We start from the raw sequence: 13,501 nt of genomic DNA, 5'->3' as shown, positions 1-13,501 counted from the left end.
ATGCAGGCAGAGAAGTTTCATGACCTCCCGCTTGAAGACGTGTTAGGTGACCGCTTTGCACGTTATAGTAAATATATTATTCAAGATCGCGCGCTTCCAGATGCGCGTGACGGTTTAAAACCGGTACAAAGACGTATTTTATATTCTATGTATGTAGAAGGAAATGTACATGATAAAGCATTTCGTAAATCAGCTAAAACAGTTGGTAATGTTATCGGTAACTACCATCCACACGGTGATTCCTCTGTATATGAGGCGATGGTACGTTTAAGTCAAACTTGGAAAGTACGTAATGTTTTAGTTGAAATGCATGGTAATAATGGTAGTGTGGATGGCGATCCAGCAGCGGCAATGCGTTATACGGAAGCACGATTATCACCAATCGCATCTGAGTTATTGCGTGATCTCGATAAAGAAACAGTAGAATTCGTGTCAAATTTCGATGATACGAGTGAAGAACCTGTTGTACTTCCAGCGATGTTCCCGAACTTATTAGTGAACGGATCGACAGGAATTTCAGCTGGTTATGCAACAGAAATTCCTCCGCATCACCTTGGGGAAGTAATTGATGCGACGATGATGCGTATTGATAAGCCGAATAGTACTGTTGATGATTTATTAACAGTTATGAAAGGACCAGATTTCCCGACAGGTGGTATTATTCAGGGGATTGATGGTATCAAAAAAGCGTATGAAACAGGAAAAGGTAAAATTATTATTCGCGGAAAAGCTGAAGTTGAAACGATCCGTGGTGGGAAGCAACAAATCGTTATTACAGAAATTCCGTATGAAGTAAATAAAGCGAACCTTGTTAAAAAAATGGATGAATTACGTCTAGATAAAAAACTAGATGGAATTGCTGAAGTACGTGATGAGACAGATCGTACAGGTCTTCGCATCGTTGTAGAGTTAAAAAAAGAAGTAAATGCTGAAGGTATTTTAAATTATTTATATAAGAACACAGATTTACAAATTCCATATAACTTTAATATGGTAGCGATAAATAATCGTCGTCCGACACTTATGACATTACCTAAGATTTTGGATGCGTATATTGGGCATCAAAAAGAAGTTGTTACGAGACGCTCACAATATGAATTAAGAAAAGCAGAAAACCGTCAACATATTGTAGAAGGTTTAAAGAAAGCATTATCGATTTTAGATGAAGTGATTGAAACAATCCGTGCTTCTAAAGATAAACGTAATGCAAAAGATAATTTAAGTACGAAATTTGGATTTACAGAAGCGCAATCAGAAGCAATTGTTTCGCTGCAACTATATCGTTTAACGAATACAGATATTACGGCGCTAGAACAAGAAGCAGACGAGCTTAATAAGAAGATTATAGAGTTACAGTCAATTTTACAAAGTGAAAAAAGACTTCTTCAAGTTATTAAAACAGATTTGAAGAGAGTCAAGAAAACATATAGTGATGATCGCCGTGCTATTATTGAAGAACAAATTGAGGAAATTAAAATCGATGTGGAAGTTATGATTCCGCAGGAAGATGTCATCGTTACTGTAACGAAAGAAGGATATGTGAAACGAACAGGTTGGCGTTCACATAATGCATCGAACGGAAAAGACTTCGGTATGAAAGAGGGTGACATCTTACTGGAGCGATTCGATACGAATACGACAGAGACAGTCCTCTTATTTACGAATAAAGGAAACTATATATATCTGCCAGTATATGAAATGCCAGAAATTCGTTGGAAAGATTTAGGTCAACACGTTGCGAATCTCGTTTCACTCGAGCGGGATGAAATGATTATTTGGGCGACCGTCGTACCGAATTTTGAAGAAGAAAAACGATTTATCGTATTTGTTACACGAAATGGTATGATTAAGAAAACAGAATTAAACCAATATAAAGTTCAGCGTTATTCAAGAGCGTTCGTCGCTGTGAATTTGAAAAAAGATGATTATGTTGTAGATATATTTGCAACAGATGGAACGAGTGATATTGTTCTTGCAACCTATGGTGCATATGCACTTATTTTCCATGAAGATGAAGTAAGTCCAGTCGGTGTAAGGGCCGCTGGTGTAAAAGCAATTAACTTAAAAGAAGATGATTATGTCGCTTCGGGTAAACCGTTACATGGTGACAAAGATCAACTTATTCTTGTTACGCAGCGAGGTGCTGTAAAACGTCTAAAAGCATCAGAAATTGAGAAATCAACGAGAGCGAAGCGAGGTCTTGTTATTTTTAAAGAGTTAAAACGTAATCCATACCGTATTGTCGGTATTGAAATTGTTCGAGATGATGAACTAGTATATATGAAGACTGAGAAACATATTGTAGAAGAAATTGATCCGAAAGCGTATCGAAATAAAGACCGGTATAGTAACGGTAGTTTAGTACTAGATGTTAATGATACTGGTGAAGTTATTGAAACGTGGACAAAAAAACGACCGGAGTAAAAAAGCATCTTGCTATGAATAATGGCAAGATGCTTTTTTCTAGGCAAATTATTATGTAAATAATAATAATCTTGTTATAATAACTGAATGAAATCGTTCTCATAAAGTGGAACTTTAATCAATCGGACTTTTACGAGCAGTTGATTCCTCAACTAATTTCTTTGCTTTCGCTGAATTTTGAGGTAGGAATCTTACTGTCCGTTAAAGCGGGACAGATGGAGGGGCAACATGGAAAAAATAGGTGTAGGCATTGTAGGATTTGGATTTTCTAGTACAACATTTCACATCCCATTATTACAAACGATAGAAGAATATGATATTCGTGCTATTTTATCTTCAAAAGAAGAACTAGTGAAGCAAGCATTACCAAATGCTGAAGTTGTTGGCACAATTGAGGAATTAGTAAATCGTGCTGATATTGACTTAGTGGTCATTACTTCACCGAATACAACTCATTTTCCATATGTAAAAGAAGCAATTTTACATGGTAAGCATGTAGTTGTGGAGAAGCCATTCGTTGTTTCAATTGAAGAAGGCGAAGAACTAATTTCATTAGCAAAACAGCATAATGTGGTGTTAAGCGTGTATCATAATCGCCGTTTTGATAATGATTTCTTAACGATAAAGAAATTGTTAGAAGAAAATAGAGTAGGGAATCTATACGCATATGAAGCGCATTTCGATCGTTTTCGCCCGAATGTACGTGATCGCTGGAGAGAAAAGAATTTACCAGGATCAGGTATACTGTATGATTTAGGATCGCATTTAATTGACCAAGCATTATCATTATTTGGGAAACCAGATGCGATAAGTGCAGATGTAATCAAACAACGACCAGGTGCAGAAATTGATGATTACTTCCATGTTATACTTCACTACGGTGTTAAACGTGTCACTTTACATAGTAGCAGTTACGTAAAGCAAGAAGGTCCACACTTTACATTGCATGGAGATAAAGGTTCTATCGTGAAATACGGTATGGATTCACAGGAAGAACAATTAAAAAATGGAATGAAGCCAGGCGATAACGGTTATGGATTAGATGCTGAAGAGAATTTTGCTACTTTACATACGGAAGAAAAGCTAGAGCGTATTCCAACAGAAGTTGGCTGTTATGACATGTATTATAAAGGTGTAAGAGATAGTATAGTAAATGGTGAGAAACCACCTGTAACAGCACAAGAAGGCTTAGAAGTTATTCGACTTATTCAATTAGCGATTGAAAGTAGTGAAACCGGTAGAGTCATCACTGTAAAGTAAAAAAGACACGAATTTCGTGTCTTTTTTATTAGGAATATGTGAATATGGATAATTATTTAGTTTAATCGTTTGTCATACATTAACTGGATTTGTATACCGTAAGGATCTTCAATAATCCCATATGCTTCACTAAATATATTTTTTTCTAGCGGAGAGATTATCTTCACATGCTTATCGGAAATTAAATTATTATAAAACCTTTGTATTTCTTCTAAATTAGCGCTTTGAATGCAAAGTGACATGTTATTTCCAACGTTATAACGTTCATTAGGCTTCATTGTATCTTCTGCTATCATTAGCTTTGTATTCCCAATTTGTAAAACAGAGTGAGCAATATGATCTTTATTTTCACTTGTAATTTTAAAAGAACTATCTCTTTTGGCCAGTTCTCCATACGTAACAATCATTAACTGCGTAGCTTCTAAATTACGTGTGTAAAAATTAATTGCCTCCTTTGCTTGCCCATTCATTGAAAGAAAAATAGCTATTTCTAATGTCATAAATATATAACTCCTTTATTAGTTAATAATTATAATATAGACTAAAAAGGTTCCAATACATGACACCTTTTTGGGAGGGAAATATGAAAAAAACGGAACGAATAAATGATATGCTTATTTTCTTAAATAATAAAAGATATTTTAATTTAAAAGATTTAATGGCTAGATATGATATTTCTAAAAGTACCGCGTTGCGAGATATTCAATCATTGGAAGAAATAGGTGTACCAATATATTCTGAACTGGGTAGAAATGGAAGTTATAAAATTATAGAAAATAGTGTATTATCGCCAATTTATTTTAGTGTGGATGAAATGTATGCGTTATACTTTTCGATTCTTACGCTAAATGGATACAAGACAAAACCATTTAATGTAGAAAGTATTGCGCTTGAAAATAAATTTAAACATGTATTACCTGATAATGTGAGTGAAAATATTTCAATCATGGAAAGAACGCTTTCTTTTGAAGTAACAAATCATAGTAATTTTAGTCCGTTCTTAAAAGAAATTTTACAGGGGATTTTTGCTGAGCGAGTTTATCATTTAACATATTTAAAAAAAGATGAGGAAAAAGTATTGGTCGCCCAATTTATTCGAATAAAATCTAAATTTGGCCAGTGGTATGCTAAAATCTTTAATTTTGAGACAAATAATGTTCAAATAATTAGATGTGATAAAATTCTTTCTATTGAGGAAACAAGCAATACGAATCCAAAAAATCTTGAAGAGTTGTTAAGTTATCTTACAACTTTTCACAGAAAGCCGGATGCAATTGATTTTCGTGTCATTGTTAATCAAAAAGGAAAAGATATTTTTGATAAAGAGAATTATCCTTCCATGAGGATACAAAAAGAAAATGAAAATTATAGTATAACAGGCTATTTTAACAAACAAGAAGTTGAGTTTATTTCAAGTTACTTTCTGAATTTCGGTGAAACAATTATCTCAATTCAGCCAGTTATGCTAAAAGAGTTAATCTATAATAAGGTATTATCTATAAAGCAGCATTTAACTGCTTTAAGATAAAGTTAGTTTTAATCATTTTATTGACATGAAAAAGCCCTTGAGATTTAAATATCCAAAGGGCTTTTTTGTGATGGTATTTGTTCTTTAGAAACATTATTTTTCTGGGACGGACAGTCCATAAAAGAACATCGTAACGATATCTTGTATATGTTTTTCGCGATCTCCTTCAAGAAGCTGAGCCCCGAAATCATCACCTAGTTTAGTGAACATTTGAATGTATAGTAACATCATTTCTTTAGTAAGGTGAGGGTTAATTTCATTTTTTTGCTGTGCTTGTTCTAGTATTTCTAAATACCAAGGCAGGATTTTTTCGTTTTGATAACTATAAATAAACTCTCGGAGCTCTTCATCTCTTTGCATCATTTGTAGTAACATATCCGGCTGAAATAACCCACCAGTATTCATTTTTCTTACAATCATTTTTTGCATCATCTCATGAAAAGGTAATTTTTCCTCTGCAAGATCTTTATAATATTGAAATTCAGATATGATAAATTCTTGTATAAGCTCTCTAAATAATGCATCTTTACTTCCGAAATGATTATAAATGGTAACTTGAGAAACATTTGCTTCTTTTGCAATATGTTCTATTTTCACTTCATTAAATCCACGTTCTGAAAATAATAAGAAGGCTGCCTCTTTAATGGCACGTTTTTTCTTTTCTTTCACTTTTTCAAAGCCGTTCAATGCAATCACCTCAATTAAAATATACAAGAAAAAATAATGGAAAACAATAATTTTGAAATATGGACATACAAATATTTCAAAAAGTTGTTGCGAATATGAAAGATGAGGAGTACAATGATTTTGAAATATCACATATTAAATATTTCAAAAAATGAGGTGGAATTATGATTTCAGTTCAAAATGTCACAAAACAGTTTTCAAATGGAAAAGGTTTGTTTCATATTACATTTGATGTAAAAGAAGGGGAAGTATTTGGTTACTTAGGACCAAATGGTGCTGGGAAATCCACAACAATTCGTAATTTAATGGGATTTATAAAACCGACAGCTGGTAAAGCGACAATTTTTGGATTAGATTGTTGGAATGAAGCGGCGAAAATCCAAAGGAAAGTTGGGTATCTGCCAGGTGAAATTTCTTTTATTGAAGGAATGAACGGATTAGATTTTTTAAAGTTAATGCAAGGAATGCGCGGGTTAAAGGATACGAAAAGACGAGATGAATTAATAGAACGTCTACAATTTGATGTGAAAACACCGATTCGAAAAATGTCTAAAGGAATGAAGCAAAAAGTAGGAATTGTTGCTGCTTTTATGCATGATCCGGAAGTGTTAATTTTAGATGAACCAACATCAGGACTCGATCCACTTATGCAGCAAGTGTTTATCGATTTAATATTAGAAGAAAAGCAAAGAGGGAAAACAATCCTTATGTCATCGCACATTTTTACTGAGATTGAGAGAACTTGTGACAGAGTGGCTATAATTAAAGATGGTCGCCTTGTAACGGTTGAAAATATTCATGATTTACAAAGCTTGAGACGACAGGTAATAGATGTAACCGTATCATCGCAAGAAGAGATTGAATCTCTTACACAATGTAATTTGCAATTTGAAGCGGTGAAAGGTAGAGAAGCATCGATTATTGTGCAAGGAAACTATCAAGCTGTTTTACAAACACTTTCAAACTATAATGTAACGGCGCTTCAAACGAGAGCAATGGATTTAGAACATTTATTTATGCATTATTACGATAAGAAAGAAGGGGTAAAGCATGAATAAGCAATTGTTTTTAGCTAGTTTGAAAGAAACACAAAAAAGTATTTTGAGTTATGCAACTGGTGCAGCTCTATATTTATGGTTATTAATTTGGATCTTCCCTTCAATGGTATCAGCGAAAGGGTTAAATGAATTAATAAGTGCTATGCCTGATAGTGTGAAAAAAATTGTTGGAATGGAAAGTCCGATTCAAAACGTAATGGATTTTTTAGCTGGCGAATATTATAGTCTATTGTTTATTATCATATTAACAATTTTTTGTGTAACAGTTGCAACGCATTTAATTGCTCGTCATGTAGATAAAGGAGCGATGGCATACTTGCTAACAACACCTGTATCTAGAGTGCAAATTGCAATCACGCAAGCGGCTATTCTCGTATTAGGGTTACTAATCATAGTAACTGTTACGTATATAGCGGGTATAGTAGGTGCAGAGTGGTTTCTGCAAGATAATAACTTAAATAAAGAATTATTCCTGAAGATAAATATAGTCGGTGGGTTAATATTTTTAGTCGTTAGTGCGTATTCATTTTTCTTTTCTTGTATATGTAATGACGAAAGAAAGGCACTTAGCTACTCAGCAAGTTTAACTATTTTATTTTTCGTAACGGACATGGTAGGTAAATTAAGCGATAAGTTAGAGTGGATGAGAAATATATCATTATTTACGCTATTTCGTCCGAAAGAAATTGCTGAGGGAACATATAATATATGGCCAGTGAGTATAGGTTTAACTGCTGGAGCACTTTGTATTTTCATAGTAGCAATTGTAGTGTTTAGGAAAAGGGATTTACCGTTATAAAGTAGAAAGTCCACTGATAGAGTGGGCTTTTTTTGATGAGGAGGAAACGAATGAATCATTTGTTCCGGGTTAAGCTATATGTAAATGATATTGAGAAGTCATTATTGTTTTATGAAGAAGTAATTGGTTTACAGTTGTATAAAAGAAGTATGCATGCAGCACGTTTTAATCACGATCAGTTTTCTCTGTTACTAGCTACTGATTCAACATTGAGTGAAAATCACTATTTTTACAATCGAAAAGACATGAAGGGGAATGGCTTTGAACTAATTATTGTTGTCAATCGGATTGAAGAAGTATATGAACGTTGTAAAGAGAAGCGATGCACAATACAAGAAGAAATTCAAACTTATCCGTGGGAGATGCGGGGATTTAAAGTTGTCGATCCAGATGGATATTTCCTTAGGATTACATCTGAGTAAAGGTAAACATGAAGAATGTTTATCTTTTTTTATGGAAATATTCAAAAAAATGAACCTTTTTCTAGGCTCATCCGTCTAATACATGTAAAGTTAAATTTGAAGTGAGGATGAAACAGGAGGAGCAATTGTGAAAGTAATCCCTTTATATAAAATGATTGTAAAAGAAGAAACCGATGTTTCCTTAGCGAAAAAAGGTGATCATGAAGCGTTTATGGCGCTTATACATACAGAAAAAATGAAGATGTATCGTATTGCAAAGGCTATGTTACGTGATGAGACAAATATAGAGGATGCGATACAGGCAACAATTTTAAAAGCCTATGAAAATATAAAAAAATTAAAGAAAGAAGAGTTTTTTCAAACGTGGTTAATTCGAATTTTGATAAATGAGTGTAACAATATTATTAGATCCTACAAAAAGATAATGGTAATAGAAGAAAATGATTACAATATGAGTGCTTGTGATCAGTATGAAGATATAGATTTGTGTAATGCGATTCAATCATTACATGAAGAGTTAAGAGCGGTTACGGTGCTTTTTTATTATGAAGATATGAATCAAGAAAGTATAGCGAAGCTTTTAGAAGTGCCAAAAGGAACAGTGAAATCGAGATTGTCACGCGCGAGGGAACAATTGCAAAAGCGATTAAAGATGGAATAGGAGGTGTATAGGATGGATAATGAAAAATTATTTGATGAGAAAATAAAAAAGAGAATAAAAGAAGAGAATGTTATAGTACCACCAGAGTTAAATGAAAAGATTAATCGTACACTACATAATCTTCCGGTAAAAAAGAAAGGTTACAAAGTTTATATGATGGCTATAAGTGCTGCGGTTCTAACACTGTCCATTGTGTCTATGTCGGAGTTTTCTGATCAAATTTTTGCTCAAAATGGTGGGGTATTTGAATATGTAAAGAAAAAGGCGTTTTCTGATTATGAAAATGAAGAAGAAATAAAATCGAACGTAAACTATCCAGATAAAGAAAAGATTCATGAAAAGATGCTGGATTCCATTGATCATTTTAAAAATATTTCAGGACAATTTGAGGAATATTCTAGTTCATCAAGAATCGCTACAACATACAAATATGCGATTGATACGGAGCGACAAAGAGGTATCTCTTCGAAAGAAGATAAGCTAACGAAAAAACGAACAATTATATATAACGAGGGCAAGAAAAAAGAATTTGATGATGAGAAGTATACATATAGAGAGACAAAATGGAGCCCGAAGGAAAGAAACTATGAACTATTAAAATTAAATCCTACGGAAAGATTATTGAGAAAATCAGGTGAAAAGAAACGATATGATGACGAATATGTGGGATTTGCGAAGTATAGTATGCAATCAGAATTTGCTGAGCTATTAATCCGATATAAAGATTGGAATTATAAAGAAACGAAGTATCTTGGACTTGATTGCTACAAAATAGAAGGGACAATAAACATAGAAATGCCTGTAAGTACATCTGAAGATTTAAGAGGGAAATTTGAAATGGTTGTAGAGAAAAATACGGGGATTATGCTAAAGTTCCTTAGTTTCCACGAAGGTATGATTCAATATTCGATTACAACTGAATGGATACAAATAAACAAAGTGTTGAAAGAGAATGTATTTCAAAAGGATAGTACTAATTATGAAAAATTGAAAAATATATTAGATGAATAGAAAACGGAGGGAACGATATGGAGAATACCTCTTCTTCAAGAGAAAAGAAAAATAAAAGAAAATATAAAAAGACAACGATAATAAGTGTCTTGTTAGCAGTATTACTATTTGGCGGAGTTGGATATGGTACTTATGTATATATGAAAACTTCTAATCTCGTACAAAAGTCTAGTTTAAATTTAGCGCGTGGTGAAAAATCACATTTACGTGAGGAAACTGTAAAGCCAATTGCAAACAATGTTTCACTTTTAATTATGGGAATTGATGAAAATCAAGAACGACAAAAGGAGTATAATGGTGCTTTCCATACAGATGCACTACTGTTAGCTACTTTTAATAAAGATGATAAGACAGTGAAATTAACGAGCATACCACGTGATACATATACATATGTTCCAGTTGAAAAGAAAAAAGATAAAATAACGCATGCATATGGAAGTGGTTTCGTTAAAAATGGTAAAGATGGAGGACCGCAAGCTTCAGTGGAAGCAGTAGAAAAGTTGTTACAAGTGCCTGTTGATTATTTTGTGAAGTTTAATTTTAATTCATTTACTAAAATTGTTGATGGATTAGATGGAATTGAAGTAAATGTCCCAGTTGAATTTACGGAGCAAAATAGTAAAGATGAACCTGACGCAATCCATTTGAAAAAAGGACTACAAAAATTAACAGGGGAAGAAGCACTTGCACTGGCAAGAACGCGTCATATTGATAGTGATGCAATGAGAGGTCAGCGCCAACAACTTGTTATTGAAGCGATGTTAAGTAAATTAAAAAGTGTAGGCTCGATTACGAAGCTAGAAAAAATAGTTGAGGCGATTGACGGCGATTTTAAAACAAATTTAGTACTGGATGATATTTTATCTTTTTATAAATACGGTTTAAATGGTTCAGTTGAAAAGATTCAATTAGGCGGAGATGATTTATATTTACCTAACGGTCCAAATGGGCAACGTGTATATTATTATAACCCTAATAAAAAAGATCTACAGAGTTTGAGTAATACGCTTAGAACACATCTAGGATTAAGTGAAAAGCAGATTGAGGAGAATTAAAGCAGGCATAATGTCTGCTTTTTTATTACGTTTAATAGTATGGCATTTAAATTCAAATATTATATACTATTTTCAAATTATTGATAATAGTGTAACATAATTATGTGGTTTAAGTTAAATAGCAGGGGGGCTATTACATAAAATACATCATTAGCAATTATTGAAATCGTATGGGAGAAATGAACGAAACAGGGGAGTATTAAAAATGAGAATTGTAAAGAATTTAACATTCCAAGTTATTGTGGCAATTATTTGTGGTATTGCAGTAGGGGCAATTTGGCCTAGTGTTGGACAAGAGATGAAGCCAATTGGTGAAACATTCATCAATATGATTAAAATGGTTATTGCACCGATAATCTTTTTAACGATTGTGCTTGGTATTGCAAGTATGGGAAGTATGAAAAAGGTAGGTCGTGTTGGTGGTAAGGCACTATTATATTTTGAAATTGTTACAACAGCGGCTTTAATTATTGGTATCATCATAGCGAATGTTGTACGTCCCGGAGATGGATTAGATCCTTCGAAACTAAAGGGCGGAGATGTTTCACAATATGTACAAAGCGGGCAAGAAATGAAGTGGATGGATTTCTTTTTACATATTGTACCGTCTAACATGTTTGAAGCATTTGCAAAAGGTGATATTTTACAAGTTCTGTTTTTCTCCATTTTATTCGGTGCAGGGTTAACAATGCTCGGGAAAAATGGACAACCGGTTATTGACTTTTTTGAAAGATTATCAAAAGTATTTTTTAATATTTTATCTATTGTTATGAAGTTAGCGCCGGTTGGAGCATTCGGCGGGATGGCGTTTACAATTGGTAAATATGGTTTAAGCACGCTCATACCACTTGGTAAATTAATGATTTGTGTATATGCAACAATGGCATTATTTGTTTTTATTGTTTTAAATTTTATTTGTAAACTGTACAAATTTAGTTTGTGGAAATATTTAGCTCACATTAAAGAAGAATTACTCATTGTTCTCGGGACATCATCATCAGAATCAGTATTGCCGCGAATGATGACAAAGATGGAAGACTTCGGATGTTCGAAGCCGGTAGTAGGTTTAGTCATTCCGACTGGGTACTCTTTTAATTTAGATGGAACGACAATTTACTTATCTATGGCTACTATATTTTTAGCTCAAGTCTTTCACGTCGATCTTTCACTAGGTCAACAATTAACTATAATAGCTATTTTATTAGTTACATCTAAAGGAGCAGCGGCAGTAACAGGCGGGGGATTTATTGTATTAGCCTCTACTTTGTCAGCAATGAATGTTATTCCATTAGAAGGGTTAGCACTATTACTTGGTGTAGATCGTTTCATGTCAGAGGCACGTGCTATCGTCAATTTAATTGGTAACGGTATTGCGACTGTAGTTGTTGCAAAAAGTGAAAATGAATTTGATGAAGAGAAGTATACGAGAGTAATAGAGGAAATGAAAAAAAAGAAAATGGCCGGATAAAAAAGTCAGCAAAGCTGACTTTTTTATTTTTGTAGAAAAGAGGTTTGTTACGATATACATTATTTATTAACAATAATTTACAAGTGTTTTATAGCGAAGGGATATAAAGACTATTAAATCAATACATAGAATTCAATGAGGTATAGTGTTTTAAAAGATTATGGAATTTTTATGAATATTACTGTAAAAAAATAATTTTTTAAAAATTTTCAATAATAACACTTTACAAAACTCAAAAAATTAGTAGAATAATAGTTAATAAGAATCTTCTGATAAATATATAAAGAAAAACAGAATTATCGGAAAATTCTTAAATGAGAGCGTTAAGAATTAGGGAGGGTACAGAAAGTGAAAAAGAAAAAAATGAAAAAACTAACAGCGGTTGTAGCACCAGTTTTAGCAATGAGTATGGCATTAACAGCATGTTCTACATCAGGTGGAGATAAGAAGACAAGCACAAACTCTAGCTCTGGCGGAGATAGCAAATCAGAAGAAAAATTAGCAGCGAAACAAGTATTAAATCGTACTGAAACAAATGAAATTCCAACGATGGATACTTCTAAAAATACAGATACATTAGGTTCTCAAATTTTGGGGAACACAATGGAAGGTTTATACCGTTTAGATAAAGATAATAAACCAATCCCAGCTGCGGCAGAATCAAGCACGAAGAGTGAGGATGGTAAAAAATATACATTCAAATTACGTAAAGATGCAAAATGGTCAAATGGTGATCCAGTAACAGCAAAAGATTTCGTATTTGCATGGCAACGTTTATTAGATCCAAAAACAGCTGCTGAGTATGCATTTATTGCATTCCCAGTCAAAAATGCAGAAGCGGTTAATAAAGGTGAAAAACCTGTAACGGAACTAGGAGTAAAAGCAGTAGATGACCTTACTTTAGAAGTTGAATTAGAACAAGCAGTACCATACTTCTTAAACTTAGTAGCATTTCCATCGTACTATCCATTAAATGAGAAGTTCGTGAAGGAAAAAGGAGATAAATACGGTTTAGAGTCTGATACAACAGTCTATAATGGACCGTTCGTTCTTACTGATTGGAAGCATGAGCAAGGATGGAAACTAAAGAAAAATGATCAATATTGGGATAAAAAGACTGTAAAACTA

Annotated in this window: 13 protein-coding genes; 11 read left to right on the top strand and 2 right to left on the bottom strand. The window is 33.3% G+C overall.

Annotated elements, in window-relative coordinates:
• Both parC and GFJ36_RS18770 read left to right on the top strand, forming a co-directional pair.
• Nucleotides 1-2,424: a DNA topoisomerase IV subunit A gene (gene parC / locus GFJ36_RS18775; RefSeq protein ID WP_060487386.1), complete on the top strand. Its 2,424-nt coding sequence runs from the start codon at nucleotides 1-3 to the stop codon at nucleotides 2,422-2,424.
• 228 nt (nucleotides 2,425-2,652) lie between these two features.
• On the top strand, nucleotides 2,653-3,684 hold the full coding sequence (locus tag GFJ36_RS18770) for an oxidoreductase (protein ID WP_087982127.1): 1,032 nt from the start codon (nucleotides 2,653-2,655) through the stop codon (nucleotides 3,682-3,684).
• A gap of 56 nt (nucleotides 3,685-3,740) precedes the next feature.
• Here the strand turns inward: GFJ36_RS18770 and GFJ36_RS18765 are convergent, their stop codons facing one another.
• Nucleotides 3,741-4,184 (bottom strand): VOC family protein, encoded by a 444-nt coding sequence (locus GFJ36_RS18765; protein ID WP_087982129.1) that lies wholly within the window; start codon nucleotides 4,182-4,184, stop codon nucleotides 3,741-3,743.
• A gap of 59 nt (nucleotides 4,185-4,243) precedes the next feature.
• Between GFJ36_RS18765 and GFJ36_RS18760 the strand changes: the two genes are divergently transcribed.
• Nucleotides 4,244-5,212, top strand: a complete 969-nt coding sequence (locus GFJ36_RS18760; RefSeq protein WP_087982131.1) for a helix-turn-helix transcriptional regulator — start codon at nucleotides 4,244-4,246, stop codon at nucleotides 5,210-5,212.
• 93 nt (nucleotides 5,213-5,305) lie between these two features.
• Here the strand turns inward: GFJ36_RS18760 and GFJ36_RS18755 are convergent, their stop codons facing one another.
• Nucleotides 5,306-5,926: a TetR/AcrR family transcriptional regulator gene (locus GFJ36_RS18755; RefSeq protein ID WP_116300162.1), complete on the bottom strand. Its 621-nt coding sequence runs from the start codon at nucleotides 5,924-5,926 to the stop codon at nucleotides 5,306-5,308.
• A 137-nt stretch (nucleotides 5,927-6,063) separates the two neighbouring features.
• Here GFJ36_RS18755 and GFJ36_RS18750 point away from each other — a divergent pair, with 137 nt between their 5' ends.
• The 8 genes from GFJ36_RS18750 to GFJ36_RS29835 all read left to right on the top strand — a co-directional run.
• A complete protein-coding gene (locus GFJ36_RS18750; protein ID WP_087982133.1) occupies nucleotides 6,064-6,957 on the top strand; it encodes an ABC transporter ATP-binding protein in 894 nt (297 codons plus the stop codon).
• Nucleotides 6,950-7,756 (top strand): ABC transporter permease subunit, encoded by an 807-nt coding sequence (locus tag GFJ36_RS18745; RefSeq protein WP_087982135.1) that lies wholly within the window; start codon nucleotides 6,950-6,952, stop codon nucleotides 7,754-7,756. Before GFJ36_RS18750 ends, GFJ36_RS18745 begins: the two co-directional genes overlap by 8 nt.
• Nucleotides 7,757-7,806: 50 nt before the next feature.
• Nucleotides 7,807-8,178 (top strand): VOC family protein, encoded by a 372-nt coding sequence (locus GFJ36_RS18740; protein ID WP_048544029.1) that lies wholly within the window; start codon nucleotides 7,807-7,809, stop codon nucleotides 8,176-8,178.
• Nucleotides 8,179-8,305: 127 nt separating this feature from the next.
• Nucleotides 8,306-8,839, top strand: a complete 534-nt coding sequence (locus tag GFJ36_RS18735) for a sigma-70 family RNA polymerase sigma factor (RefSeq protein WP_000864733.1) — start codon at nucleotides 8,306-8,308, stop codon at nucleotides 8,837-8,839.
• Between the two features lie 12 nt (nucleotides 8,840-8,851).
• The gene (locus GFJ36_RS18730; RefSeq protein WP_157349710.1) at nucleotides 8,852-9,850 is read left to right on the top strand and encodes an anti-sigma factor; all 999 of its coding nucleotides are present in this window, start codon (nucleotides 8,852-8,854) and stop codon (nucleotides 9,848-9,850) included.
• A gap of 17 nt (nucleotides 9,851-9,867) precedes the next feature.
• Nucleotides 9,868-10,905 (top strand): LCP family protein, encoded by a 1,038-nt coding sequence (locus GFJ36_RS18725; protein WP_097889906.1) that lies wholly within the window; start codon nucleotides 9,868-9,870, stop codon nucleotides 10,903-10,905.
• Nucleotides 10,906-11,110: 205 nt separating this feature from the next.
• A complete protein-coding gene (locus GFJ36_RS18720; protein WP_088608903.1) occupies nucleotides 11,111-12,373 on the top strand; it encodes a dicarboxylate/amino acid:cation symporter in 1,263 nt (420 codons plus the stop codon).
• Between the two features lie 348 nt (nucleotides 12,374-12,721).
• The coding region (locus GFJ36_RS29835) for a peptide ABC transporter substrate-binding protein (RefSeq protein WP_242016023.1) at nucleotides 12,722-13,501 on the top strand (780 nt) is incomplete at its 3' end.

It is taken from the genome of Bacillus sp. EE-W1 (assembly GCF_009760835.1).
Taxonomy (GTDB): domain Bacteria; phylum Bacillota; class Bacilli; order Bacillales; family Bacillaceae_G; genus Bacillus_A; species Bacillus_A wiedmannii.
Note: the sequence above shows the minus strand (reverse complement) of the source record. Positions and strands in the feature narration are given on the sequence as shown.

What these genes read in the sequence shown, in the direction of transcription:
- GFJ36_RS18745 (WP_087982135.1), top strand. Translation starts at nt 6,950, where the DNA reads ATGAATAAGCAATTGTTTTTAGCTAGTTTGAAAGAAACACAAAAAAGT.
- parC (WP_060487386.1), top strand. Translation starts at nt 1, where the DNA reads ATGCAGGCAGAGAAGTTTCATGACCTCCCGCTTGAAGACGTGTTAGGT.
- GFJ36_RS18740 (WP_048544029.1), top strand. Translation starts at nt 7,807, where the DNA reads ATGAATCATTTGTTCCGGGTTAAGCTATATGTAAATGATATTGAGAAG.
- GFJ36_RS18765 (WP_087982129.1), bottom strand. Translation starts at nt 4,184, where the DNA reads ATGACATTAGAAATAGCTATTTTTCTTTCAATGAATGGGCAAGCAAAG.
- GFJ36_RS18750 (WP_087982133.1), top strand. Translation starts at nt 6,064, where the DNA reads ATGATTTCAGTTCAAAATGTCACAAAACAGTTTTCAAATGGAAAAGGT.
- GFJ36_RS18720 (WP_088608903.1), top strand. Translation starts at nt 11,111, where the DNA reads ATGAGAATTGTAAAGAATTTAACATTCCAAGTTATTGTGGCAATTATT.
- GFJ36_RS18760 (WP_087982131.1), top strand. Translation starts at nt 4,244, where the DNA reads ATGACACCTTTTTGGGAGGGAAATATGAAAAAAACGGAACGAATAAAT.
- GFJ36_RS18725 (WP_097889906.1), top strand. Translation starts at nt 9,868, where the DNA reads ATGGAGAATACCTCTTCTTCAAGAGAAAAGAAAAATAAAAGAAAATAT.
- GFJ36_RS18730 (WP_157349710.1), top strand. Translation starts at nt 8,852, where the DNA reads ATGGATAATGAAAAATTATTTGATGAGAAAATAAAAAAGAGAATAAAA.
- GFJ36_RS18770 (WP_087982127.1), top strand. Translation starts at nt 2,653, where the DNA reads ATGGAAAAAATAGGTGTAGGCATTGTAGGATTTGGATTTTCTAGTACA.